General features: G+C 45.9%; 23 protein-coding genes. 7 read left to right on the forward strand and 16 right to left on the reverse strand.

The window, feature by feature from the left end; genetic code table 11:
- Nucleotides 1–3: 3 nt before the first annotated feature.
- From NC997_RS15020 to NC997_RS15050, 7 genes are all read right to left on the reverse strand, one after another.
- Nucleotides 4–663 carry an HAD family hydrolase gene (locus NC997_RS15020; RefSeq protein ID WP_190526859.1) on the reverse strand — a complete coding sequence of 220 codons (660 nt, stop codon included), beginning with the start codon at nt 661–663 and terminating at the stop codon, nt 4–6.
- Nucleotides 660–1,595, reverse strand: coding sequence for an ABC transporter permease (locus NC997_RS15025; RefSeq protein WP_190526861.1), 936 nt, complete (start codon nt 1,593–1,595; stop codon nt 660–662). The genes NC997_RS15020 and NC997_RS15025 overlap by 4 nt, the downstream gene beginning before the upstream one ends.
- A 244-nt stretch (nt 1,596–1,839) precedes the next feature.
- Nucleotides 1,840–3,624, reverse strand: a complete 1,785-nt coding sequence (pyk, locus tag NC997_RS15030) for a pyruvate kinase (RefSeq protein WP_190411446.1) — start codon at nt 3,622–3,624, stop codon at nt 1,840–1,842.
- Nucleotides 3,625–3,767: 143 nt separating this feature from the next.
- Nucleotides 3,768–4,271 carry a pentapeptide repeat-containing protein gene (locus NC997_RS15035; protein ID WP_190526862.1) on the reverse strand — a complete coding sequence of 168 codons (504 nt, stop codon included), beginning with the start codon at nt 4,269–4,271 and terminating at the stop codon, nt 3,768–3,770.
- A gap of 131 nt (nt 4,272–4,402) precedes the next feature.
- Nucleotides 4,403–5,695: a pentapeptide repeat-containing protein gene (locus NC997_RS15040; protein ID WP_190526864.1), complete on the reverse strand. Its 1,293-nt coding sequence runs from the start codon at nt 5,693–5,695 to the stop codon at nt 4,403–4,405.
- 33 nt (nt 5,696–5,728) lie between these two features.
- Nucleotides 5,729–7,087, reverse strand: a complete 1,359-nt coding sequence (locus tag NC997_RS15045) for a sorbosone dehydrogenase family protein (protein WP_190526866.1) — start codon at nt 7,085–7,087, stop codon at nt 5,729–5,731.
- Nucleotides 7,088–7,254: 167 nt separating this feature from the next.
- A complete protein-coding gene (locus tag NC997_RS15050; RefSeq protein WP_190526868.1) occupies nt 7,255–8,340 on the reverse strand; it encodes an RNA ligase family protein in 1,086 nt (361 codons plus the stop codon).
- 213 nt (nt 8,341–8,553) lie between these two features.
- On the opposite strand from NC997_RS15050, the gene NC997_RS15055 reads away from it, so the two are divergent.
- Nucleotides 8,554–8,772 carry a hypothetical protein gene (locus NC997_RS15055; protein WP_190411451.1) on the forward strand — a complete coding sequence of 73 codons (219 nt, stop codon included), beginning with the start codon at nt 8,554–8,556 and terminating at the stop codon, nt 8,770–8,772.
- Between the two features lie 8 nt (nt 8,773–8,780).
- Here the strand turns inward: NC997_RS15055 and NC997_RS15060 are convergent, their stop codons facing one another.
- From NC997_RS15060 to NC997_RS15075, 4 genes are all read right to left on the reverse strand, one after another.
- On the reverse strand, nt 8,781–8,936 hold the full coding sequence (locus tag NC997_RS15060; protein ID WP_190526870.1) for a hypothetical protein: 156 nt from the start codon (nt 8,934–8,936) through the stop codon (nt 8,781–8,783).
- A gap of 57 nt (nt 8,937–8,993) precedes the next feature.
- Complete coding sequence (locus NC997_RS15065) at nt 8,994–11,150, reverse strand: tetratricopeptide repeat protein (RefSeq protein WP_347276093.1); 2,157 nt, start codon at nt 11,148–11,150, stop codon at nt 8,994–8,996.
- 430 nt (nt 11,151–11,580) lie between these two features.
- Nucleotides 11,581–11,958 (reverse strand): hypothetical protein, encoded by a 378-nt coding sequence (locus NC997_RS15070; protein WP_199306145.1) that lies wholly within the window; start codon nt 11,956–11,958, stop codon nt 11,581–11,583.
- Between the two features lie 14 nt (nt 11,959–11,972).
- Nucleotides 11,973–12,851, reverse strand: a complete 879-nt coding sequence (locus tag NC997_RS15075; RefSeq protein WP_199306146.1) for an AAA family ATPase — start codon at nt 12,849–12,851, stop codon at nt 11,973–11,975.
- Nucleotides 12,852–12,894: 43 nt separating this feature from the next.
- Between NC997_RS15075 and NC997_RS15080 the strand changes: the two genes are divergently transcribed.
- Complete coding sequence (locus tag NC997_RS15080) at nt 12,895–13,257, forward strand: hypothetical protein (RefSeq protein ID WP_190526874.1); 363 nt, start codon at nt 12,895–12,897, stop codon at nt 13,255–13,257.
- On the opposite strand, the gene NC997_RS15085 is transcribed toward NC997_RS15080, so the two are convergent.
- From NC997_RS15085 to NC997_RS15105, 5 genes are all read right to left on the reverse strand, one after another.
- Nucleotides 13,221–13,901 carry a chromophore lyase CpcT/CpeT gene (locus NC997_RS15085; protein ID WP_199306147.1) on the reverse strand — a complete coding sequence of 227 codons (681 nt, stop codon included), beginning with the start codon at nt 13,899–13,901 and terminating at the stop codon, nt 13,221–13,223. The two genes, NC997_RS15080 and NC997_RS15085, sit on opposite strands and share 37 nt — an antisense overlap.
- A 15-nt stretch (nt 13,902–13,916) precedes the next feature.
- Nucleotides 13,917–14,333: a hypothetical protein gene (locus NC997_RS15090; RefSeq protein ID WP_190411456.1), complete on the reverse strand. Its 417-nt coding sequence runs from the start codon at nt 14,331–14,333 to the stop codon at nt 13,917–13,919.
- A gap of 48 nt (nt 14,334–14,381) precedes the next feature.
- Nucleotides 14,382–15,224, reverse strand: a complete 843-nt coding sequence (locus tag NC997_RS15095) for an FAD-binding domain-containing protein (RefSeq protein ID WP_190436622.1) — start codon at nt 15,222–15,224, stop codon at nt 14,382–14,384.
- Nucleotides 15,225–15,372: 148 nt separating this feature from the next.
- The gene (locus NC997_RS15100) at nt 15,373–16,056 is read right to left on the reverse strand and encodes an S-layer homology domain-containing protein (protein WP_190526876.1); all 684 of its coding nucleotides are present in this window, start codon (nt 16,054–16,056) and stop codon (nt 15,373–15,375) included.
- Nucleotides 16,057–16,112: 56 nt separating this feature from the next.
- Nucleotides 16,113–16,289: a hypothetical protein gene (locus tag NC997_RS15105; protein WP_190436328.1), complete on the reverse strand. Its 177-nt coding sequence runs from the start codon at nt 16,287–16,289 to the stop codon at nt 16,113–16,115.
- A 207-nt stretch (nt 16,290–16,496) separates the two neighbouring features.
- Between NC997_RS15105 and NC997_RS15110 the strand changes: the two genes are divergently transcribed.
- The 5 genes from NC997_RS15110 to NC997_RS15130 all read left to right on the forward strand — a co-directional run bounded on the left by NC997_RS15110 (nt 16,497) and on the right by NC997_RS15130 (nt 21,527).
- Entirely contained in the window at nt 16,497–16,637 is a 141-nt protein-coding gene (locus tag NC997_RS15110; protein WP_348257801.1) for a hypothetical protein, read from the forward strand.
- Between the two features lie 107 nt (nt 16,638–16,744).
- Nucleotides 16,745–18,541 (forward strand): serine/threonine-protein kinase, encoded by a 1,797-nt coding sequence (locus NC997_RS15115; RefSeq protein WP_190526878.1) that lies wholly within the window; start codon nt 16,745–16,747, stop codon nt 18,539–18,541.
- A 23-nt stretch (nt 18,542–18,564) separates the two neighbouring features.
- On the forward strand, nt 18,565–18,732 hold the full coding sequence (locus tag NC997_RS15120) for a hypothetical protein (RefSeq protein WP_190526880.1): 168 nt from the start codon (nt 18,565–18,567) through the stop codon (nt 18,730–18,732).
- Nucleotides 18,733–18,756: 24 nt separating this feature from the next.
- A complete protein-coding gene (locus tag NC997_RS15125; protein ID WP_190411460.1) occupies nt 18,757–19,104 on the forward strand; it encodes a hypothetical protein in 348 nt (115 codons plus the stop codon).
- A 209-nt stretch (nt 19,105–19,313) separates the two neighbouring features.
- Nucleotides 19,314–21,527 (forward strand): polysaccharide biosynthesis tyrosine autokinase, encoded by a 2,214-nt coding sequence (locus NC997_RS15130; protein ID WP_190411461.1) that lies wholly within the window; start codon nt 19,314–19,316, stop codon nt 21,525–21,527.
- Nucleotides 21,528–22,161: the final 634 nt, after the last annotated feature.

Consider the following 22,161-nt stretch of genomic DNA (forward strand, 5'->3'; position numbering starts at 1 on the left):
CGCTTAGGATTTGATGATTGAAATCAGTTGGGAAATCTCGTTAACAACAAAAGTTGGGTTGAGTGCTAAACATTTTGCGCGATCGCCATAGCCATAAGTAGCCCAACAAGCATCTAATCCAGCATTTTTAGCAAACATTAAGTCTACATGACTGTCGCCAAATACTAAAACTTCGTTACTTTGGATGTCTGGATAAATTGGCTGGATGACTGAGTGGAATAATCTTGCATCCGGTTTGGTTGGCGTTTGTCCGTCATCGCCAATAACCAGATCGAAGTCAGTATTAATTTTTAGCTTTTCTACAGCAAGCTTTAAAAACTTAGTGTGTTTGACGCTAACAATTGCTAAGTTCAAACCCTCGGAGGATGCAGCTTGAATCACTTGCTTCACTCCCGAAAATAAATTGATTTTTAATAAACCTTCTGTTTGGTAAAAGTGTCTGTAAGTTTGAATCCATGTAGGAATTTCTTCGGGCGCGATCGCTGGATGGAAAATCGGGAAAGCCTCGGCAAGCGTAACGCCAATGACTGAGCGAATCTGTTCCTCATCTGGCGGGTCAATGTTAAATGTTTGGAAGGTTTTAATAACGCAGGATATGATAGCTGGATGCGTAATTGCTAAAGTGCCATCAAAGTCAAAAATAATTAACTGATATCGACTCATTGTTCGCGACTTTCGGGAATGTAAGGAATACCGAGGGCGGCGGGAGGGGTTGATTTGCCAGCTAATCCCACTAGCGCCAATAGCGCAATGACATAAGGCAACATTACTAAAAATTGATAGGGAATATTCAGATTAAAGGCTTGAATTCGCAGTTGCAAAGCTTCTGTAGCACCGAATAACAAGCAAGCTAAAGCCGTACTGATGGGATGCCATCTGCCAAAAATCAAAGCTGCAAGGGCGATAAAACCTCTTCCTGCACTCATATCCTCTACAAAGAATCTGACGTGAACTAATGTTAGATAAGCTCCTCCTAAACCGGCGAGACAGCCGCTGAGAGTGACTGCAACATAGCGTACCTTAGTGACAGAAACGCCAGCCGTATCCGCAGCACGGGGATATTCTCCAACGGCACGTAAAGATAAGCCTAAACTTGTACGAAATAGCAGGTATGTACTCAGGGGAACTAACAGAAATAATAAGTAAATTAAGGGGTCTTGATTAAACAAGAGATTACCGATAACTGGAATATTTTTTAATCCGGGAATGCCGATGATTTGAATGCCTGGTAGCTGCTGCGCCTGACCGCTATTAAATAAGACACGCGACCAGAAAGAAGTTAATCCTGCTGCTGTAAGATTGATGGCAAGTCCAGATACTAATTGATCGACACGCAAGCTAACGCACAGATAGGCATGAAGCAGTCCAACCAATCCCCCGATGACGATTGCTAACAGCATTCCCAGCCAAACATTGCCGGTAAAAAATGCTCCTGCTGCACTCGCAAATGCCCCGGAGAGTAACATTCCTTCTAGTCCAATATTTAGCACTCCCGATCGTTCGGAAAAAAGTCCGCCAAGGGCAGCAAAGGCTAATGGTACTGAGAGGCGCAGGCTGGCAATTAGATAGTCGGTGAAAAAGTTGAGATGATCCATGCTGAATCGGGAACCTCTCCCCCAACCCCTCCCCTGCGAGGAAAGGGGAGAAAGATCCCTTCCAGATAAAAAATTTCTTCTTCCCGCTCCGATTAGGAGCAGGAAGAGAGATGCGAAGGGGGCTGGAGGTTATGTTTTTTGTTGTCTCGTGCAGTAAAAATTAAATCCTTGCTTTCTTTACCTCATTGTGAAGGTTTGGGGGAAAGCGCGATCGCTTATGAGAGATAAACAGACGCGATCGCACTTAAACTGGCAGTGCTGGAGTCGTCTGAGAAGTCCCTGCCATCGCCCCAGAGTAAACCAGACCCCGTTGCATATCTAGGGTCAAAATCGCCCCATCCCGAATCATTTCCGTCGCCTTCTTGACGCCCACAATCACCGGCACCCCAAGGCGTAAGCCAATCACAGCCGCATGACTGGTTAGGCTTTCATCCTCAGTAATAATCCCAGATGCCTTGCGAATTGCTTCCACATAATCGGCATTTGTGCCCGGTACTACCAAAATTTCCCCATGATTGAAATTTCCCACCTCTCTAGCAGTACGAGCCACTCGCGCTCGACCGCTCACCGATCCCTGACCAATCCCAATTCCCTTGCCAAGAATGGATGTCACCACCTCAACTTTAATCAGGTCGGTTGAACCAGAGATACCTTGGAGCGTCCCGGCAGTCATTACCACCAAATCTCCTTCAGCCAGCAGCTGTTTCTCCAGCGCCACATTGATTGCCGCTTGGAACGTCTGACCCGCAGAAGGCAAATCCAGCACTAGAAGCGGCTTCACGCCCCACACCATCTGCAACTGCCGCGCCACGTCTACATGGGGAGTCACTGCCAGAACGGGCGTTGAAGGTCGAAACTTAGAAACATTTCGGGCAGTGGCACCACTTTTAGTCAACGACATAATCGCAGCTGCCCCTAGCTGCTCAGAAATTTGACCAACCGCCTGACTAATCGCATTCGTGATCGAGCGAGTGGTGCCCCGGACGTTCCGGGCGATTTGTTCTTGCTCAATCCGCACGGCAATCCGCGCCATCGTCTCCACCGCTTCGACGGCGTATTTACCCACCGCTGTCTCGTTGGAGAGCATCACGGCGTCGGTTCCGTCCAAAATCGCATTGGCGACATCGGAAATTTCAGCACGGGTGGGACGGGGATTGTTCACCATGCTGTCCAACATCTGAGTTGCCGTAATCACCGGAATCCCCAGTTGATTTGCCGTGGCAATCAGCCGCTTTTGCAGAATTGGGACATCCTCCGCAGGCAATTCTACGCCCAAGTCACCACGAGCTACCATGACACCATCGCTGAGCGAGAGAATCGCTTCCATTTGGTCGATGGCTTCGTGCTTTTCAATCTTGACAACCACCGGCACTTGCTTACCAGCACTAGAAATCAGCTCTTTAATTTCCAGCACATCCTGGGGGTTGCGGACAAAGCTCAGCGCTACCCAGTCAACCCCTTGGTCAAGACCAAACATCAAGTCTTTACGGTCTTTGTCAGTTAGCGCCTTAATTGACAGATAGACGCCGGGGAAATTCACTCCTTTGTTGTTAGAAAGTGGGCCGCCGACGACAACGCGACAGTGCAATTCCCGCGCCGTGCGGTCTACCTGCTCGACCCGCATTTCCACTTTGCCATCATCCAAGAGAATCGTTGCCCCGTTTGGAACTTCATCTGCTAGAGGTTCGTAGGTGACAGAGCTAATTTCTTGGGTGCCTGGGACAGGGTGACTGGTTAGGATGAAGCGATCGCCCTTATTCAGGACGATAGACCCCGTTTCAAACCGTCCCAAACGAATTTTCGGGCCTTGCAAATCTTGCAAAATGCCCACCGGCTGATTCAGTTCAAAAGCCATCTGGCGGATCAAGCGAATGCTCCGCTGATGGTCTTCATGAGTTCCATGAGAAAAGTTGAGGCGCAGGGTCGTCGCACCCGCTTCAATTAAAGCGCGTAAGACCTCTGGGCTACTGGTAGCAGGGCCAATCGTTGCGACAATTTTTGTCCGGCGCTGGGGATTTCGCAGTTGCATGGGGCAAAATTCAGGGACAGAAGAGGACTGCGTGTAACAGGAAAGCAAAGGGATACTATCACATTTGTTCCAACTCCTATTAGGGCTTTGGAGCTGGTTCCCCTCTCTACTGTGTGGGTATTATACTAAAAAGCTTATTGATTTTACGGGTTTATCGGGTCGCTTCGGTCTTGGTTGAGGGGTTTCCCGGTCTCAGGTGCCGGTTTCTTTTGACCCTCAGCAAGCGGCTTGTAAACTAGACCGGAAGGCATAATTGTCCCGGTGAGATCGGCACCTGTCACGTCAAATGCTTCCTTCGCTTTGACTCCTTGTAGACTCGCATACTGCAAGTTCGCAAACCGCATCTTCGTACCGCTGAGGTTCGCGCCATTAAGAACCGCATTGTTCAAATTCGCCTTTTCCAAGGTGGCTGCTGTAAGATCGGCTCCAGCTAGCACGACACTGGTGAGATTGGCATTGAGTAGATTGGCACCCTTCAAGTTGGCACCGCTGAGGTCATACCCAGTTAAGTTCACATTGCTCAAGTCACAAAATTGGCATTCTTTATAAATTAATAATCTCTGAACGTGTTCTGGATTCTCTGCTTTGACCGGCACTGCAAAGCAGACAGGCATCAACAGGGCTACAGCGAGGATTCCTGGTTTCATGGGAGGCTAGCCAACGGAGGAGATGAGTATCGATTGAACTGCCAAGACGCCCTCTGGGTAGCCATGCGCGATCGCGCTATAGAATGCACAAAATCAGAACAAAAGAGTCAATGGGGATAGAATGCGATCGCTCAATATCCATTCAATCCAATGACACCTTTGAGCTTAGCATCCTTCCAGTTGGCACCCGTCAGGTTGGCATTCGCTAAGCTAGCTTGACCCAAATCTGTTTGAGTCAAGTTGGCATAACTCAGATTAGTATTTCCTAAATTGGCACCCCGGAGATCGGCACTGCTGAAATTGGTGTAACTCAAATTGGCTCCTGTCAAAATAGCATTCGTCAGATTGGCACTTTCTAGGTTGGTACCCATCATCGACGCACCGCTTAAATTGGCAGACCGCAAATTCGCCCCGCGCAAGTTTACACCGCTGAGATTAGCACCGTTGAGATTGGTACTATCCAGATAAGCATCCTGGAGGTTAGCACCCGCTAAATTAGCGTTGGTGAGGTTGGCAAGCGGCAATTTGGCATTGGTTAAATCAGCATCGTTGAATTTAGCACCCGTCAAATTGGCACGATTGAAACCAGCACCCGTCAAATTGGCACCCGTCAAATTGGCATTTGTGAGCGTAGCACTTTGAAAATTCGCTGCTGTCAGCGATCCTTTTTGCAGATTGGCACCCGTGAGAATTCCCCCATTCAAGTCAGCATTATTCAAAGAAGCCTGACTCAAATCAGCATTGCTCAAGTTGACACTATCCATATTGGCAGTCTCTAACTGGGCATTATTCAACTTGGCACCTGTAAGATTGGCACCGGCTAAGTTAACAATTTGCATCTGAGCATCTTTTAGGTTTGCCCCGCCTAAATTGGCACCCGAAAGATTCGCTTCGATCAAATTCGCTTGTCCGAGATTTGCACCGACTAACTGAGCAAAATTCAGTTGAGTTTGGGCTAGCTGGGCACGCTCTAGCTTAGCGCCCGTGAGGTTCGCTGCATATAAGTTTGCCCCCCGCAATTTAGCGTCTGTTAAATCAGCAACAATTTTATTTGCAGCCACCAATTTTGCCTGTCTCAAGTTCGCCTTTTCCAAATTAGCGGCAGTTAGTTTGGCACCGTTGAGCTGGGCACCCTCTAGCTTAGCGCCCGAAAGGTCAGCCGCCGTTAAATCCGCACCGTCAAGCTGGGCATTCTTCAAGTCGGCGTTTCTGAGATTAATCCCCCTGAGTTGGGCATCTTTTAGGTCACATCCAGGGCAAGTTTTCAGCGTCAGTAACTTCTGCAAGTCTTTGGAGTTTGCCGCTTGGGCTGGGGTTGGTAAGCCAAGCGTTAACACTCCGACGGCTGAAGTCGCAGCTAAACAAACCAAGCCCGCGAAGGCGGGCTTAAGGACAGCAAATTGATTAACGAGTTTTGGGCGCATGGGGCAGTTCTTTGAGCCGCGATTAACAACTACTTAAGAGCCACGATACTGGATGCGGTAAATCCGGTTATTGGCTTCTTCCGTCAGCAGCAAACTCCCATCGGGTAGCACGAGTAACCCCACCGGACGCCCCCAGGTGGTTGGGACAGAGGGGTCAAGCAGGAACCCAGTGAGAAAGTCTTCATAGTAGCCCTGAGGACGCCCGTTAGAGAAGGGGGCAAAGACAATTTTGTAGCCGGTGCCTTGGTTACGGTTCCAGGAACCGCGAAAGGCGACAAAAGCGCCATTGCGATATTTTTCTGGAAAGGTATTACCGTCATAAAACTGCAATCCCAAAGCAGCCGAGTGGGCTTGGAAAAGAACGTCGGGCGTCTTTGTTTTCGCTACCAGGTCGGGACGTTTGCTTTTTCCGTTGACCAGATGACGCGGGTCAAGGAGATTTGGTGCCAGGTAGGCGTAAGGCCAGCCATAGAATTCTCCCTGTTGGATGCGGGTTAGATAGTCGGGTACCAGGTCGTCGCCCAGTCCGTCTCGTTCGTTCACGGCGGTATACAGTTCGCCAGTGGTGGGGTGAAAGTCGAGTCCGACTGGGTTGCGTAAACCGTAAGCAAAAGTTTGCTGGTTGGAACCGTCTAGGTTCATCACCTGTACAGAGGCGCGGGGGATGGGTTCTTCTGAAGCGTTGGATGCCGACCCAACTGAGACGTAGAGCTTTTGCCCATCGGGTGAGGCAACGACGTTGCGCGTCCAGTGCTGGTTGTAGCCGCCGGGGGTTAAGTTAGCGATTTTTTCGCCGGTTCCGGTGAGTTGTTGTTGTCCTTGCGTGTAGGGATACCGCCGGACTTCGCCTGTGTTGCCGAGGAAGAAGTATCGGCCCGCAAAAGTCATGCCAAAGGGGATATTTACCCCATTTTGGGAACTGGCAAAGGTTTGGCGGACATCAGCGACGCCATCGCCGTTAGTGTCGCGCAGCAAGCGAATCTGGTTTTGTCGCGTTTCGGTCACTAACACGTCACCGTTCGGGGTGAGTGCCAGCCAGCGGGGTGCATCTAATCCATCGGCAAAAACGTTGACGACGAAACCAGCCGGGACGCGCAGGGTGGGGTTTTGCGGGATAGGCACCACGTTGGGCGAGTTGGAGGCACTGTCGCTGGCGTAGGGTTTAGGTAAGTTATCGAGGGTGATGCGAATCGGTTGGGGTGTGAGTGGTTCGGTTCGCACCACGTTGTTGGTTTGCGTCGCTTGGGAAAGCTGTTGGTTCGGCTGTGCCGGAGTTTCTGTCGGCTGTTCGGTTGGTTGAGTTGTCTGGGGGTCGAGAGAGGCCTGAGTCGAGTCACAGGCGGCTACTGTAGTCAGGATGAGCAGCAGCAGCAAGAAACGTATCGATTTCATGTCAAAAGGTGGGAACTCTAATTCCAGGGTAGTCATTGAAGACTAGAGTGCGATCGCGCTCATGCGAAGCGAGGCGTTAGCCTAGCGCAGAAAAAGTCAGTTCGCACTCTTCGTTTCAGATCGAGTATTTAGTTAGCCGCTGCTCACCCTACACCTGTTCCTAAATATTATTTCTTGAAGTAATTATTCATCAATTTTTTAGATTCCTGCTCCAATTGTTCGATTAAAGTCTGTTGACTTTTCTCAGGTAAGGTTTTAAAAATGCTTTCGTAAGATTCGTTAAATGTTTCTATTACATCATTCACAAATAATTGAAAAACTTTGTCTATTGCTTTTGGGTCTTTACCAGAAACCCGGCCTACTTTTGATAGAGTATTCATCAATCTATTTTCTGTAACCAATGCAAGCATCGCCTCATGGAGCCATTTTTCATCACTCAAATAGTGAGAAGATGTTGCTAATTTTTGGTCGCCCCACTTTTCTGCCTGATGGAATCGGCTCTCTTCAGCGAATTTTGGAATTTTTCTCTTCAAAACCGGCCTAATTCTTCCCTTGGAAGTATCTATATAGATCGACTTTACAGGTTTAATGACAATCCCTTCCGCCTGATTGCTAAACGGCAATTTGGGTAAACCTAATAAGGCAGGAATGGTAGAATCAAACTCTATCTTCTGTGCAAGCGCTTGTTCGTATTTTCCAATAAATAGCGGTTTGGCAGCCAGCATTTCTACTTGCTGAAATAATTTTAGAGCTTCGTCATAATCTATATAATCCCGTTGGGCAGCTTTGCTATTCTCTTCAACAGCAATATCAAAAGCACAAAACTCAATTTTAGGTGAATAATAGATTCCTGTTTGGACAGCCTGAACACTAGGAACAGTCACTACGTCAGGATGGGGATATTCTCCGCCAAACAATTCCCCATACACAGAAACTCTAAACGTTTGCGGACGTTCCAACTGGATAATTTTGAATATATCTTTGGCTTGTTGGGCTAATTTATATCTAAGCGTTTGATATCCAAAAAAGTCTTCGTCTGGCTGCAATAATTCTTTTCTCTTGGCAAAGCGAACGTCTGAGCCGTCTGCGATTATACAGAAATTCGCCCCGTGAATCTTTTCAGTTACGGCCCAATTCGTTTTCTTGAAAATGCGATAATCTGATTCTGTCAAATTCCAATTATTCCAGCTTTCCGGTATTTTTTCATAGCTGATATGCGTGCAGCCGGTGAAGTTGCTTTCTTGTTTGTCCATCGGTTTTATTTTTTTGGAAAGAAGCTGAGAGAATGCGATCGCGTAGCTGGTTGAGGGATGCGATCGCGCTTGAGCCGCTTGTGGGTTGAGTGCCTATGTAATTCAGATCACTCGAAAGGCTGAGAATTTTCACACGTTACTCATCTAAGCGATCGCTCGGCGAGACGCAAAGGAGTGAGATATTAAATATCGTAGAGTTGACGCCCAACAACCATGCTTCCCCAAATCCAACTGCTCCCCGGTGCTATCTCTGAAATCCTAGCCTCTGTTAGCGAAACTGGTATTCTGACTCTGGCTGACCGTTATGGACTGATGGCAGCCGCTCTGGATGAGTCCTTGGATGAGGAAGAAAGAGGTTGCGTCAACAGACTGCTGCGTTCTGTCCTCAAAGGACGGGTAACAGTAGTGGCTGACCTCTCCGCTGCCGCTTAATCTCAAAGTCAGAAAGTGTGCATTGCTGCCAGGACAATGGGCGTTGAACTCAGCAGCGATCGCATTTTAAAATTTTGAGCCAAAATCGCAACTAGATGAAGCTTCAAGCTTATCAAGAGCGATCGCGTCTTTAGTCTCGGTTTAGGAGATGCGATCGCTATCATAGTTTCCTATTTATTATTGACAAATAACTTAAGGAGGTTGAGAGTGCCTGATTATCATCAGTCTTCTTCAGCTTCGAGCCAGCTTTGAATTGTTTCACTGGAAATACCTGCAAGCGAGTGATTCAATATTGCTTTCAGTGTTTCCATACCACCTAGTTTTATTACTCTGAGCAGCTTACCTTTGAGGGTAGAATTCTGCTGAATTTCCTGAGATAGAAGCAACAGTCGGTCATCTGCGCTCTGAGCAGAGTATTCCTCAGACAGTTGATTCAGTAATAATTTAATCTCTGCTGTTGCTTCAATTATGAATATCTCTTTGTCTGTGAGACGGAGAACTCTTTGGAGTTTTTTTAACTCTTTGCGGCTAGATTTATTGAATAGGGATTCATACTTTATTGATTCATTAAACGCTTCGGAATACTCCCAAAGTTTTCGTCTATTATCTTCATAAGGTTTTAGAATTTCCCGTTCAATCTCGTTAGCTTCTTCAGGCCGCAATTCTAGCTGATTACGCATTACGTTCAGAATTCTGCGACCAATTGGAGAGATAGTTCCATCACTAACAAAACTTTTAACTTCTTGACGGTAGCTGCTCTTAGAATTTTCCAGAGCAGCTTCTAATTGTGGTATAAATTGCTTCCTAATTTTCCTAACATCTTCTTCTTTAAGTCTTAATGTTGCCTGTAAATTATCTAATAAAGTGCGAGTAGATGACGATAGCGAATTTTCTTGGTGAGTTAATTTTAGTAAAAAGTCTCGGTATTCTTCTAGATTTCGTTGGTATTGTGTCCAAGCATTAATTTGTGCTTCAATTACTACTTTCTGTTCATCGTTGAGTTTTACTACGTTATATAAATGTTGTATAAAGGAAATATCATTTATTTTAGAGACATACTTAGGGCGTAGCTCTTCAACTAAAAGCCGCAAAGACTGATTATTTTGAAGGAGTAATGACTGAGCGAATTGCTCTCTTGCCAACTCAAACTTTCCTTGCAGTATTAAGTTTTTTGCATATACTAATAGAGACTGTAAAAATCCCTCTTTAGTACGTATCGGGTCAACTTTGTAAGCTCGCTTGAAAAGTTCCACAGCCTTGTCAAACTCCTGGACATCTAAGTATGCCTCTGCCAAATCGAATAAAGCGCTAAAGTGGTTAGGATTGGCTGTTAAAACTTGCTTATAGAGTTTGATGGCATTTAGTGTGTCACCTCGCTGACGCATTAGAGGTGCTAGTTTGTAGAGGCGATGAGCTTCTGGGTCAAGGTTCTCTAGTTCAAATATTTCTCGTCGTAGGGAGTACCGCTTTACTAACCAACGACGAACCAATTCAACTGTTACTTTGTAAGTATTAAGTTTCAGCGGTAGCGGATTTCCGGCAAGCCCTAAGTGTTGTAAAAAATTCCATTCGAGCAATTGCTCCTCTGCTTTACGCAATGGTTCTGTTAAGATAACCCCAAACTGCTTTAACAGATTTAAGGCTTCTCCTTCAACAACACCAACTTCTAAAGTTCCTCCAAACTGCTTTAACAGGTTTAAAGCTTCTCCTTCAACAACACCACCTTCTGGAGTTCCATCTTTTGTAGAACTGGCAACATGCTCCTGCTGAGCTTCTGCTACTGCTGAGAAAAACACCCGCTCAGGAATAGGCAACCCATCCCGAAACCATGCCAGTCCACCTTCACCAATTTCAATCGCCTTGTTTACAATGCTCTCTACATCTGCTCGAGTCACCTGCCAACGCTGTTCCTCCCTGGCATTTGCGAAAAGAGCAAAGCAAATTACTTGCGTAAAATAAGGATGCCCGGCTGAGAGTTCTAAAATTGCATCGATCACCTCAGAGTTGTATTCCAGCACATCCTTAGCAGGTTCGATAATTAGCCGTTCTGCACCGCGCCTGTCTAGCAGACTAATTTCCTGCCTGGGTGCTTCCCTAAACAAACCCAGTAGAGTTGGCATATCGGTCAGTCGCCGTCCTACAACTGGGATGATAAACAGTTCCGGTTGCTGATAAACGATGGATTGTAAATAGGGGAAAAAGTGATTAGCCGCTGTATCGGGGTTACAGTCGCCTAAAACATCGAATTCATCCAACAGAAGTACAAGATTCTTACCGCCGAGAACCTGATAAATTTGGGGCAAGAAATCATCAGCAAAGACCTGTGACTGTTTTTCCAGTTCGGATTTTGTAGGCAGAGTTGCCTTGTCTTTGGGCAATCCTAGGTGATCGATAATGTCTCTAGCAAGTTCGTGTAGAACTTCACTCAGTGGTTTCTGGCTTTTACCTTCAAGTGAAAGGGAAACAAAGACGAACTTTTCTAGATGGACAAAGTTAGGAATTTGGCACAGTACAGATGACTTACCAATGCGGCGCTGACCATGTAAGAGAATGACTTTAGCGCTTTTGTTGAGATTGTCTTGAATAAACTGGAAAAGCTCCTCCCGCCCAAAGAAGTATTCTGGTTCGTAGATTGGGCGACCAATAATATAAGGATTCTCCTTCCAATCTTCTGAAGTAGCCATTCTCGATCAACTTCTCCCTTGTAGAATTCTATTCTTCCTCAGCAGAAGGGCATTACTGCGAACGCTCAATTTAAAAAACTCAGCCAAAAATTGACAAAAGTTCAAGGCAGTTTTAAGTTGCTTCTCAAGAAGTAGCCTTTAAAGTACCCACTATCCATTCAATCAATGACTTGGCTGCTTCTCTAGACTGCCATACTTGTTGGATCACCTTTTTAACTCGCTGTGCTTGCTCACGGCTCATCAGCTTAAGAAACACCTTCTCTCGGTTCTGAAGTTCTACGTTATCGCTGTTCTCAATTTCCCGAATCACCCACCACTCCATCATAGAAGAAGCAAAAGAATAGACCTTTTTTTCTTGCTGTACGGTGTGCTTAACCATCCCTCTCTCTTCTAGATCAATCAGCTCTCGACTCCGCTGGCTGAGAATTAAGTCAATATCAACCAGAGCGTACTGTTCTTTTCTATTTAAACGACCTTCCAAAGGGCATAGAGCAATCAGCATCAAAAGGAGTTGTTCTACCTCAGTTGACCACTTCCATGCATTATGGAAGAACTGCTCACTCCGGCTTTGAAAATCCCTTGTAAATGCCTCAAGGTCTGGTGTTTGTTAGCAGCAAGAGTGTCATACAACAAATATCCTGCAATTTGAAGCAGAGCAGGATGTCCACCAGTAATCTCTAAAACCCCTTTTCTTAGAGTGGGTGTAATAGGCAGGACAAACAGAGAATTAATCTCGTTGTTAGAAAATGGTCTAAGTGGTAGAAAGAGATAGTGGTTGTACCACGGAGAGCCGCCTGGAGGAAGTTTAGGCCCCAGTTCATTTAAACGCCGGAATGACATCACAATAGTTGACAGGTATCGACCTTCCTGACTGTGAACTGCCAAATCCCGAAACTCGCTTAAGAAGGTTAGCATCTCCGCTTCTGTGTACTGATCGTTGGGATAGAGAGCCACATCATAGTCGTCTAGCAACAGTAACAAGAATTGGTTCTGCTGCCCAATTTGCCGCAATACCCGACGTAAATCTCCCTTATCTACTGTTTCCTTTTGCAACAACTGCTCAATAGCAGTCTGTAAGGAGCCATTATCCTCTGCCTGCTCTTTCAATAGGCTAAGTACCTCTCTCCAAAAGAAAGAAGGCTTAAAAGGATAGATCCCGGAACAGTTGAGATAAACAATAAATGCTTTTGATGGCTTAAGTCCTTGCATCTGCCAAGCTTGAGGCGAAGCTAAATACTGTAATAGAGAGGACTTGCCAATGCCTGTGCTGCCATAAAACGCCGCGTGACCACACTTGGAAATCTGATCAAATGCAATTTTGACTTCAGAGGTGCGTCCTATAAAGGATTCTAAAGGAACGCGACCTCCAACAAAAAAAGGGTTTTGCGATACCATCGTGACTTGACTTGCCTAGAGAAATTTGGGAAAGGAGCCTGCTTTGTCTATAAGCAGAGTTTATCTGATTGAGATTAGGGCGCTCGCTTCATCACACCAAGCCACTTCATCTCTATATATGCCCTCGACTATTCATCCTGTACTTGCTTATAACGAGAGTTTAATCCCAGGCACCTCTTTGTCGGATAGAGTTGAGCTAGCGAAGCGGGAAAACCTGGCGTTAGAAGTAGCTAACACGGGGAATTTTCCAGTTGAACTGTATCGGCAATATCAAGTTAGCACTGTGCAAGCTTACGCGATGCATGAGTTTCATCCACTGCACTGCGATCGCTACCAACTTCAAGAAGCTTTGGCGTCCAAGCAACTGCTTCACCGACTCGCGCTTGGCTTAACCCACCGAAACTGATAAGGTTCGCCTTTTGAACCCCAAACTTGATTACCAGCGGCATCAAAAGCCCGATCTAATGTGTCCATTCCAGTAGAATTCAACACAATTCGATTTGTTACTTTTACTGCGCCTTTGTAGTCGCTGGAACAACCTGCCTTCGGCGTCTCGCCGATGTAATTCTCACCGTCAGGTTTTAAAAATACGCTGCATTTAGCAGCACCAATATCGGTTAATTTGATGACACGCTTTGCTTCTGGTTTGCTACATAGACCAATCAAAGCTTCTGGTGTTGGTGGTTTAAATGATTGCGATTCTATGCTTTGGTTATCAGCACTGGGGGCAATTTTTAGGAATCTCTGCCGATAGGGTTTGGCAAGATTCTGGGACATCGCTTGTTCTTGGTAGAGGAAAACTACCTTGGGATTTTTTTTAGTATTTTCTATGCTGACTTTGCAGGTAGTCATTCTCACATTTGGGGTTTTGGGATTGGCTTGCGCTTGTGCAGACGTGTCCATTACTCCGACTAAATGCGACACTACTTCCCCAACTTGTTGCTGCATTGGTATCGATTGGATATTCGTTGCTGGACGCGAATAAGCCGCTGTGCCAGTTGAGGAGACAAGGGCGATCGCGATCAAACTCCGAGTTCTTGTATTCTTCACAATAGTCTCCCAGTGCTAATCAAAAACATAACGTTCGGCAACGCGCCAGTAGCGAGAAAAGCGTTTAAGGTCAATATATCCGTCGTATTTTACAAATGGCTCAACAGATAACACTTCGATAGGAAGCGATTCCTCAATTTTGTCGCAAATGTGGTCAAATCGCGGGCTAGGACTCTCTGCTGTAACGACTCCATCAGCATTGTGTTCCTTGGCAAAAGCGATAACTTCAGCAGCGACATCACCGCGTCGAATCGTTACTGGCAGTTCTAGCAAACACTCATAAATAAAAGTAATCCGCTTGAGACTCAGCTGCCACTCTTCAATCAAAGCATCGTCCCAAACCCATATCGCGGGGCTTTCAGGGTATGCTTGCAATGCGGGATTTCCAAGACTTAAACAGTCTCCATGCATCCAAATAATCGGCTGTTTCATTAATTCAAGGCTCACGCACTCAAAACTCGCGCACTCAAAACTCACGCACTACCGACGCTTCTTCCCGCGCTGAAAACTCTTGCTACCGCCACTTCGATCGAAGCTTTGAGCTTTAGGAAACAATCGCTTCTCTAGTTCATCGTAGCTGCCCTCGAAGTCACAATGACCGTACAGGGGGCATTGGCGGCAATAGACGCCATCCGTATAGCGTTCTAAGTTCTCCCGGTTAAAGAAATAAGGCTTTTGGCTAAAGGTGCTGGCAACCCACTGCCAGGAGAGATTATTGCTGGCTGGATCGCCATCCAGTAAGTGTTGCAGAAACCATCTTGCCCCGACTTGCCAACGAATCCGCCGCCAGTGAACTAGGTAAGCGGCTAGCCACATTCGCCCGTGGTTGTGCAGGTAGCCAGAGGAGTGCAAGTCGCGGCTAAAACTGTCAATACAGACCATGCCGGTGCTACTTTTGTCAACATCTTCCGGTAACTTTTCGGCATAGTCTTTGGCTGTGTAGCCTGTCTTGTAAGGCTCTTGATCTTCCCAAATGTCGTTTCCCAGCTTGGCATAGAGACGCTGCCAGTAATCGCGCCAGCCGAGTTCGTTGATGAGTTTTTGTGCGTCATCTCGGTTTTCCACTTTGTCCAGCACAGCATCCCGCACTTCTGCCAAGCTCAAGACGCCGTAGCGGAGATAGGGTGAAAGGCGCGTGACTGCGCCACTAAAAGAATTGCGCGTTTTGGCGTAACGGGCGGGATCTACTTGACTTAAGAAGGCTTCTGCGGCTTTACGTCCTCCTACGGTGGTAGCGATCGCGTCATCGCGTTCGGTGACGGTAGGGAATTGTTCGCGGAGATAGGTAATTAAATCGTCGCGGCTGGCAAAATCTCGCCGCATATCTCGATTATTTGGCGTGGCGTTCATCGGTTAGCGATCGCTCCAAACTTTTCACTCCAAACTTATCGAGTGTAACAAGCCAGCCGCCTTCTTGCGCTCTTCAAAAGCAAAAAAGCCGCTTTCTTTGAGAAAACGGCTTTTTCGGAACTTATTGGATTGGTAAGCTCGCTGGCAAAGGTAAATCTTCTTCCAACATCGGTGCGGGTGCTTCTTGTCGCTCCAAAAATTTACTCAAGGCGTAAGCCATATCCCCTCTCGTCATCGGATTTAGGGGATTCAGATTGCCTTGTTCATCGGGATTAGCAAATCCCTCGTAAAGTGCAGTTGCCATCGATTTTTTAGCCCAATCCGGTATATTCCCGGAATCTGGATACTTCGCAAGAATTTTAGCAACGGTGTCATTCGGAAACTGAAATACACCGTGAGCTTGGGCAAAGATAGATAAAGCTTCAGCGCGATTGATTTTTTGGTTGGGGAAGAACATATCTCCCCGATATCCCTTCATAATGCCAGTTTTTAAAACTGTCTGAATGTCGTTATATGCCCAGTGGGAAGAAGGTACATCTTGAACTGAAATAACTTCTTGTTTGGTGGCACCCGCTCGTTTGTCCAGTTTAAAAGTTTTGACCAAAATTGAGGCAAGTTCTGCACGACTGATGAATTGTTCTGAACGAAACTGTCCATCAGGATATGCAGTCATTAATTTGGCAGCAATCACCTGTTCGATGGGGTCAGATGGGGCGTCTGAAGCAGGTTGTGTTTGAGCAGAAACAACTGCTGGAAAACATTGTAGAAACCCCAATAGAGAAAGAGTGCCCAGGATCTGACGCATAATTAAAATCACTTTTCAGTTGCTAACTTCACTGTATAAACACTGGAACCAAATCTTCATCGCCCATTCGGGTCAATCCAAGCGGGGATGTTGGCAATAATGGTGACGAATCTGGAGTTTGCAAAGTTGCAACCAGTGCTAAGACCGTGGATGCTTCCGAGGAGCCGTTGCAAAAAGTGGCATTCGCTGACGACGATCCCGGCTAAGAGCGCATAGGAAGAAGGCGATCGCAACAATCAGCCTAGACACTCCCAACCTAAACAATCGGAACCTCTCGAATTATTAACTTCCTTAGAAATCGCCACATTCGCTTCTGATAGCTGTGTCATAATTACGATCCTTAGATATCAAGTTCTTAACTAGGTGTAGCTCACTCACTTTATTTTTATGAACTTTCACAGCGAAAACAGAAATTCCTACTCCTAAGCTGGTGAACTAGGATGAGAAGGGACAACTGGGAAAAGGGGAAAGATGAAGTCTCAAAAAAGGCGTACACCCACTTCCTTTATCTGCCATCCCTGGTTTGTTCGGATTGCGCGATCGCTTTGGCGTATGCCGCAGTTAGCGGCTACTCGCTCTAGCGTATGACCGCAAGTTAGCGGCTACTCGCTCTAGCTGCTCCCGCTAACTGCAACTGCTCGCGTAGCAGTTGCATAAACTCATTCAACCTGCGTTCGTTCTCTCACACATGAGCAACTTTCCAGACTTATCCAGCCACGGTTATCAGGTCGTCCGAGAATTAGGACACAACCGCGCCGGTGGTCGAGTAACCTACCTGGCGCTCAATCTGAAAACTCGGCAACCCGCTGTCATTAAACGGTTTCAGTTTGCTAAAATCAACGCCACCTGGTCAGACTACGACGCCTACCAGCGCGAAATTCAAGTGTTACAGGGACTGAATCATCCCGGAATCCCCCGCTACCTAGATTCCTTCCAAACATCCGATGGCTTTTGCATGGTTCAGGAGTATAAAAAAGCACCGTCTTTAGCCGTACCTCGTAGCTTCGACCCGGATGAAATTAAGAAAATTGCCGTCTCTTTATTAGAAATTCTTGTTTATCTGCAAAATCGCATTCCCACCGTTATCCATCGAGATATTAAACCCGAAAATATCTTGGTCGATGGCAACATCAATGTTTTTTTAGTTGATTTTGGTTTGGCTCGAATTGGGGATGGGGAAGTGACGATGAACAGCGTGGCAAAAGGAACTTTAGGGTTCATGCCGCCCGAACAATTATTTCATCGCCAACTCACTGAAGCCTCAGATTTATATAGTTTGGGAGCAACGCTGATTTGCTTATTAACTGGCATCAAATCTTCTGAGATTAGCCAGTTAATTGATGATGATTATCGAATTAATTTCAAGCATCTCGTTCCCAAGCTCAGTCTGCGGTGGATTGACTGGTTGCAAAAGATGGTGGAAATCAAACCAAAAGACCGCTATCCTAACGCAGCGATCGCCTTGGAATCTCTCAAGCCTATCTATGTGATTCGCGTACCCGAAGCGAAGCTGAGTAAACCCATCCTAGAATTTAAGGCAAGAAAATTAGGTGAAAGGGTGACTCAAACAATCGCAGTTACGAACTCGATTCCTGATACCCTTCTGGAAGGAAATTGGGAAGTGGCACCCCACGAAAGCGATCCCCCCCATACACCAGATACTCACACTTGGATTTCTTTTGATTCCGTTAAGTTTGAGAACAATCAGGCGAAGTTTAAAATCAATGTGAATACCAGCCGGTTGATGGCAGATAAAACCTACGAGCGACATCTGTTATTACACACAAATTCTCTGCCAGAAACTCACGATATTACTGTTAAGATTCAGACTGCCCCGGTTCCGATTGCGAACAAAAAACTACCTTATATCGCGCTCGCTTTACTGGTGACACTTGCTGCCTCGGCGGCTTGGATTGAGGGAATCGCTTGGGGCGGAACGATTGCCCAAGTTGGGGCGATGGGTGTGGTCATGGCTGGGTTTATCACGCTGTTTGTCGCTGCATTTGGTGTGGCAGCAGCGGCTACGGCGGCGGCTGGGGCTGTGTTTGTCGCTAAGCTTCTATCCAGGTATAAAGTTAAGTTTGCGGGTATAGACACGGTTGTAGCTTTGTTGGTTGCGGGAATTGTCGCTTTTTTTGTGACGGGTTTTGGCGAGCAATTTAGAGCGGCAAATTCGGCGGCGGTTGGGTTTGAAGCGGTGGATTTTGCTGTATTTATGGCTGGTTTTGGGGCGCAGAGTCTGGCAGTTAGTTGTTTGAAAAGAGGATTTAGTCCCAATCTCGCGATTGGGGTGTCGCTATTAGCAATGGCGTTAGGCATGACTTTAGGAGTTGGCTTCCAAGTTGGATTGCTAAATCCTTTGGTGATGGGCGCTGTTTTGGCAGTTGGTTTACCTTTGGGAACCATCTTGTTCTATCCCCCTTTTGAGCGGGCAAGGTTAATTGGTAACTATCGCAAGTTTGAGCAACATTTGATTAAGCCGTAGTCAGGCAATTTGGCTCACGCCGCGTGCAACTTTTTTTAGGGAGTTTAGGCAAAGGCTTTCAACCTGTCAAACAGGTTGAAAGCTTTAAGGTAAGAGATTTATCTTCAGGAGCGGGGACGGTTTCTTCACACACCAAGGATATTCATGCCGTGAATCCTGGCAATCATCCGATTTGTTCAGGCTGGTGGTAATCTCTTTGGCTAAAGAATAATCGGATGTTTATACAGATATCTCAGGATTTTGAGGGCGATCGCACAAAGCAGAAATATGTTCCCAGATATTTGTGCCAAATTAATCTTCCAGTCACTCCGGCAATCGTCCCAAAACTGCCTCCGATAGGACCTAAAATATTTCCGACTCAATTGTTTGAGTCATTCTATAGCGATCGCGCAGTTAATCCTGCTTTAAGGTGTAAGCTTAAGGTGCTTTCATCCAAAGCGATCGCACTTCTACTCTTTGCCATAGTCCGGTTGTCCGTCAGCATCAAAAAAATTTCGCAGCCCGCTTTTGTTAATCCCTCTTATCTAGAGCTACCAGCCGAATGCTACTGCATACAGCTTTAAGCTCATCCTTTCATTGATTAACAGTTTTTTTTATCACTCCAACTTTTACTAGCCTTGTTAGGATACAATTGTCGGCTGAGTAAGAACTACCAGATGCTGCCTCTCGATAAGCGAGGAAATAGTCTACACTGCAAGGACTCGCTTCTGGGAGCGGCTAATACACCTGCCTCCAAAACAACCTTATTACCACTCTCCTACACGAGCCTCTTATGGAAACTAGACAATACACAGAAGATATAGATTTTAAAAAATACTGGCTTATCCTCAAACGGCGTTGGCTACCCGCCAGTACCGTCTTTATATTTACAGTTGCACTCGCCGCCGCATTTGCGTTCTTAAAAAAGCCTACCTACGAAGCCGAAGGGAGGCTTTTGTTTAAGAAGCAAAATACGACTTCTGCCTTAGTCACAGAGGCGGGGGCAAAAATCGGACAGTTGGAACCGCTCAATGTCTTGAATACTCCTCTGGATACAGAAGCCGAGATAGTCCGTTCTGAGCCTCTGATACAAGAGACGATAAATTCTCTAAACCTAAAAGACAAAAAGGGAGATCCCCTAAAACCTGCTGATTTCCTAAAACAGCTTACGGTAAAAGGGATCAAAGGAACCGATGTTTTGCAGATATCCGTTAAAGGCAAAGATCCCCAGGAAGCTGCAAAGATAGTCAACAAACTGATGGATTTGTATCGCGAGAAGAATGTACTTAATAACCGCGCTCAAGCAGCGGCGGCTCGCGAATTTATTAGTAAGCAGCTACCGAAGACTGAAGCCACTGTTCGTCAAGCAGAAGCCGCTTTGCGTAGTTTCAAAGAACAGAATAACATTGTAGCTCTAGAAGAAGAAGGAAGCTCAGCCGTAAAAGCGATCGCAGAGCTAGACAGCAAAAAAGCGCAAACTCAAGCTGAACTTGAAGATGCAACTGCTAGAGTCGCCGCCTTCCAAAGTAAGATAGGACTGAATTCACAGCGGGCTATGGCTCTAAACTCGCTCAGCCAATCTCCCGCAGTTCAGCAAGTGCTGATAGAACTCCAAAAAATTGAAGGCGAGTTGACAGTTGAGCGCACCCGCTTTCAGGATGAAAACCCCAAAATAATTAATCTCGAAAGCAAACAAGCGGCATTAAAAGCTTTACTACAGGAACGGGTAGGAGAGATTGTTGGCACCAACCAACAAGTATCCGAAGCAAATTTACAAATTGGGGAACTTGAACAAAAACTGACCGCAGAATTAGTCAATGCAGAAGTGCAACGCTTAGGTTTGGCTAATCAAGTGACTTTTTTATCTCGCGCTCAGGAGGCGTACAAACAAAGAGCGAACATTTTACCTAGATTGCAACAGGGTCAGCGGGATTTACAACGGCAAGTAGAAGCCGCGCAATCTACCTACCAAATTCTTTTAAAAAATCTTCAAGAGGTTCAGATTGCGGAAAATCAAAATGTAGGCAACGCTAGTTTAATTTCTGCCGCTACAGTTCCAGAAAAGCCCGTAGGTACTCGCAAGCTAATAATCATAGCTGCCGGAATTGTTGCAGGCAGTCTACTTTATGTAATTACTGCTTTCCTTGTAGACCTGAAAGATCCAACTATCAAAACTGCCAAGGAGGTGCGGGAGTTATTTAAATATACTGTCCTGGGAATGATTCCTTCTTTGAAGAAAAAAGTTACTTTTCGCAGTAAGAAACTAGAAAGAATTCTTCCGCAGCTTCCTGTTAGAGATAATCCACATTCGGTTATCAGTGAAGCTTACCGTATGCTTCAGGCAAACTTGAAGTTTCTCAGTCCAGATCAAGAGCTGAAAGTCATTGCGGTGACAAGTTCTGTTTCTAAAGAAGGCAAGTCTACAGTTTGTGCCAACTTGGCTATCGCTATGGCTCAACTAGGAAGACGAGTTTTATTAATAGATGCGGATCTGCACCATCCCATGCAGCATCATATTTGGGACTTGACTAATGCAATTGGTCTGAGCGATGTCATCGTTAATCAAGCTGAGTTTGAGATGGCTGTGCGCGAAGTGATGGATAACCTGGATGTGCTTCCTTCCGGGGTAATTCCTCCTAATCCATTGGCTCTTGTTGACTCAAAGCGGATGGCTGGATTAATTGACAATTTTTCTAAAGACTACGATTTTATAATCCTTGATACGCCTCCAATTGTTCTGGTGGCAGATGCTCTGGCAGTAGGCAAGATGACTGATGGTATGTTATTGGTAGTTCGCCCAGGCGTGGTTGATACTGTCAGCGCTGCTGCTTGTAAGCAATTTTTGGTACAGTCAGGTCAGAAGGTCTTGGGCTTGGTCGTCAATGGTGTGATTGTGGAAAACGAACCTGATAGTTATTTCCACCATGCCAAGGCATACTACAAGGAAGATGCCAGTACGCCAAAAATGCTGACAGCGAAGGCTCCTAAAAATAGCGATCGCGCTTAAACAAGCATTAATCGATTACTTACTTCTAGCTCGAACCATAAGCGTACCGTTGTAAGGACGTTCTATACGCTTATGGCGAATCCTCTTCTCCTAACCGTGTTCGGGGTAGGAGAATTTTGTTATAGGAAAAGGGCGAGTCCCCTTTCCGTGTAGAGAAGACCGCTGATATACACTTGCTTAAATGCCGTTACGCTGATAACCCTCACCAATAGGAGAACTAAGCAAATTCGCTCTTGCAGGCTGCTACTGCGGATCGGCAAAGAAATATCTTCTAGTAGAGAATATTAAAGAAAATTGTATTTTTGTATAGTGGCTGTCAAATTACACTTTTAAATACAGACTTCCTTAGCAGTTTATATCCGATGCCTCGGAAAGTTAATTGTAAAGTACACAAGTACAATTTATACAATTAAGCGGCTTTACGTATAAACTCAGTTCGCATCTTCCATAAGTAGTATTCATAATTCCTACTTTTGATAGTAGTAATAGGCTTCGGAAAGTTAATTTCAAAGTACAATTCATAAAACTAAGTAATCTTACGTATAAACTCAGTTCGCATCTTTCATAAGGAGTATTTATAATTCCTCTTTTTGATAGTAGCAATAGGCTTCGGAAAGCCAATTGCAAAGTACAA

Origin of the sequence: Trichocoleus sp. DQ-A2 (assembly GCF_039961915.1) — a bacterium.
Classification (GTDB): domain Bacteria; phylum Cyanobacteriota; class Cyanobacteriia; order Cyanobacteriales; family FACHB-T130; genus FACHB-T130.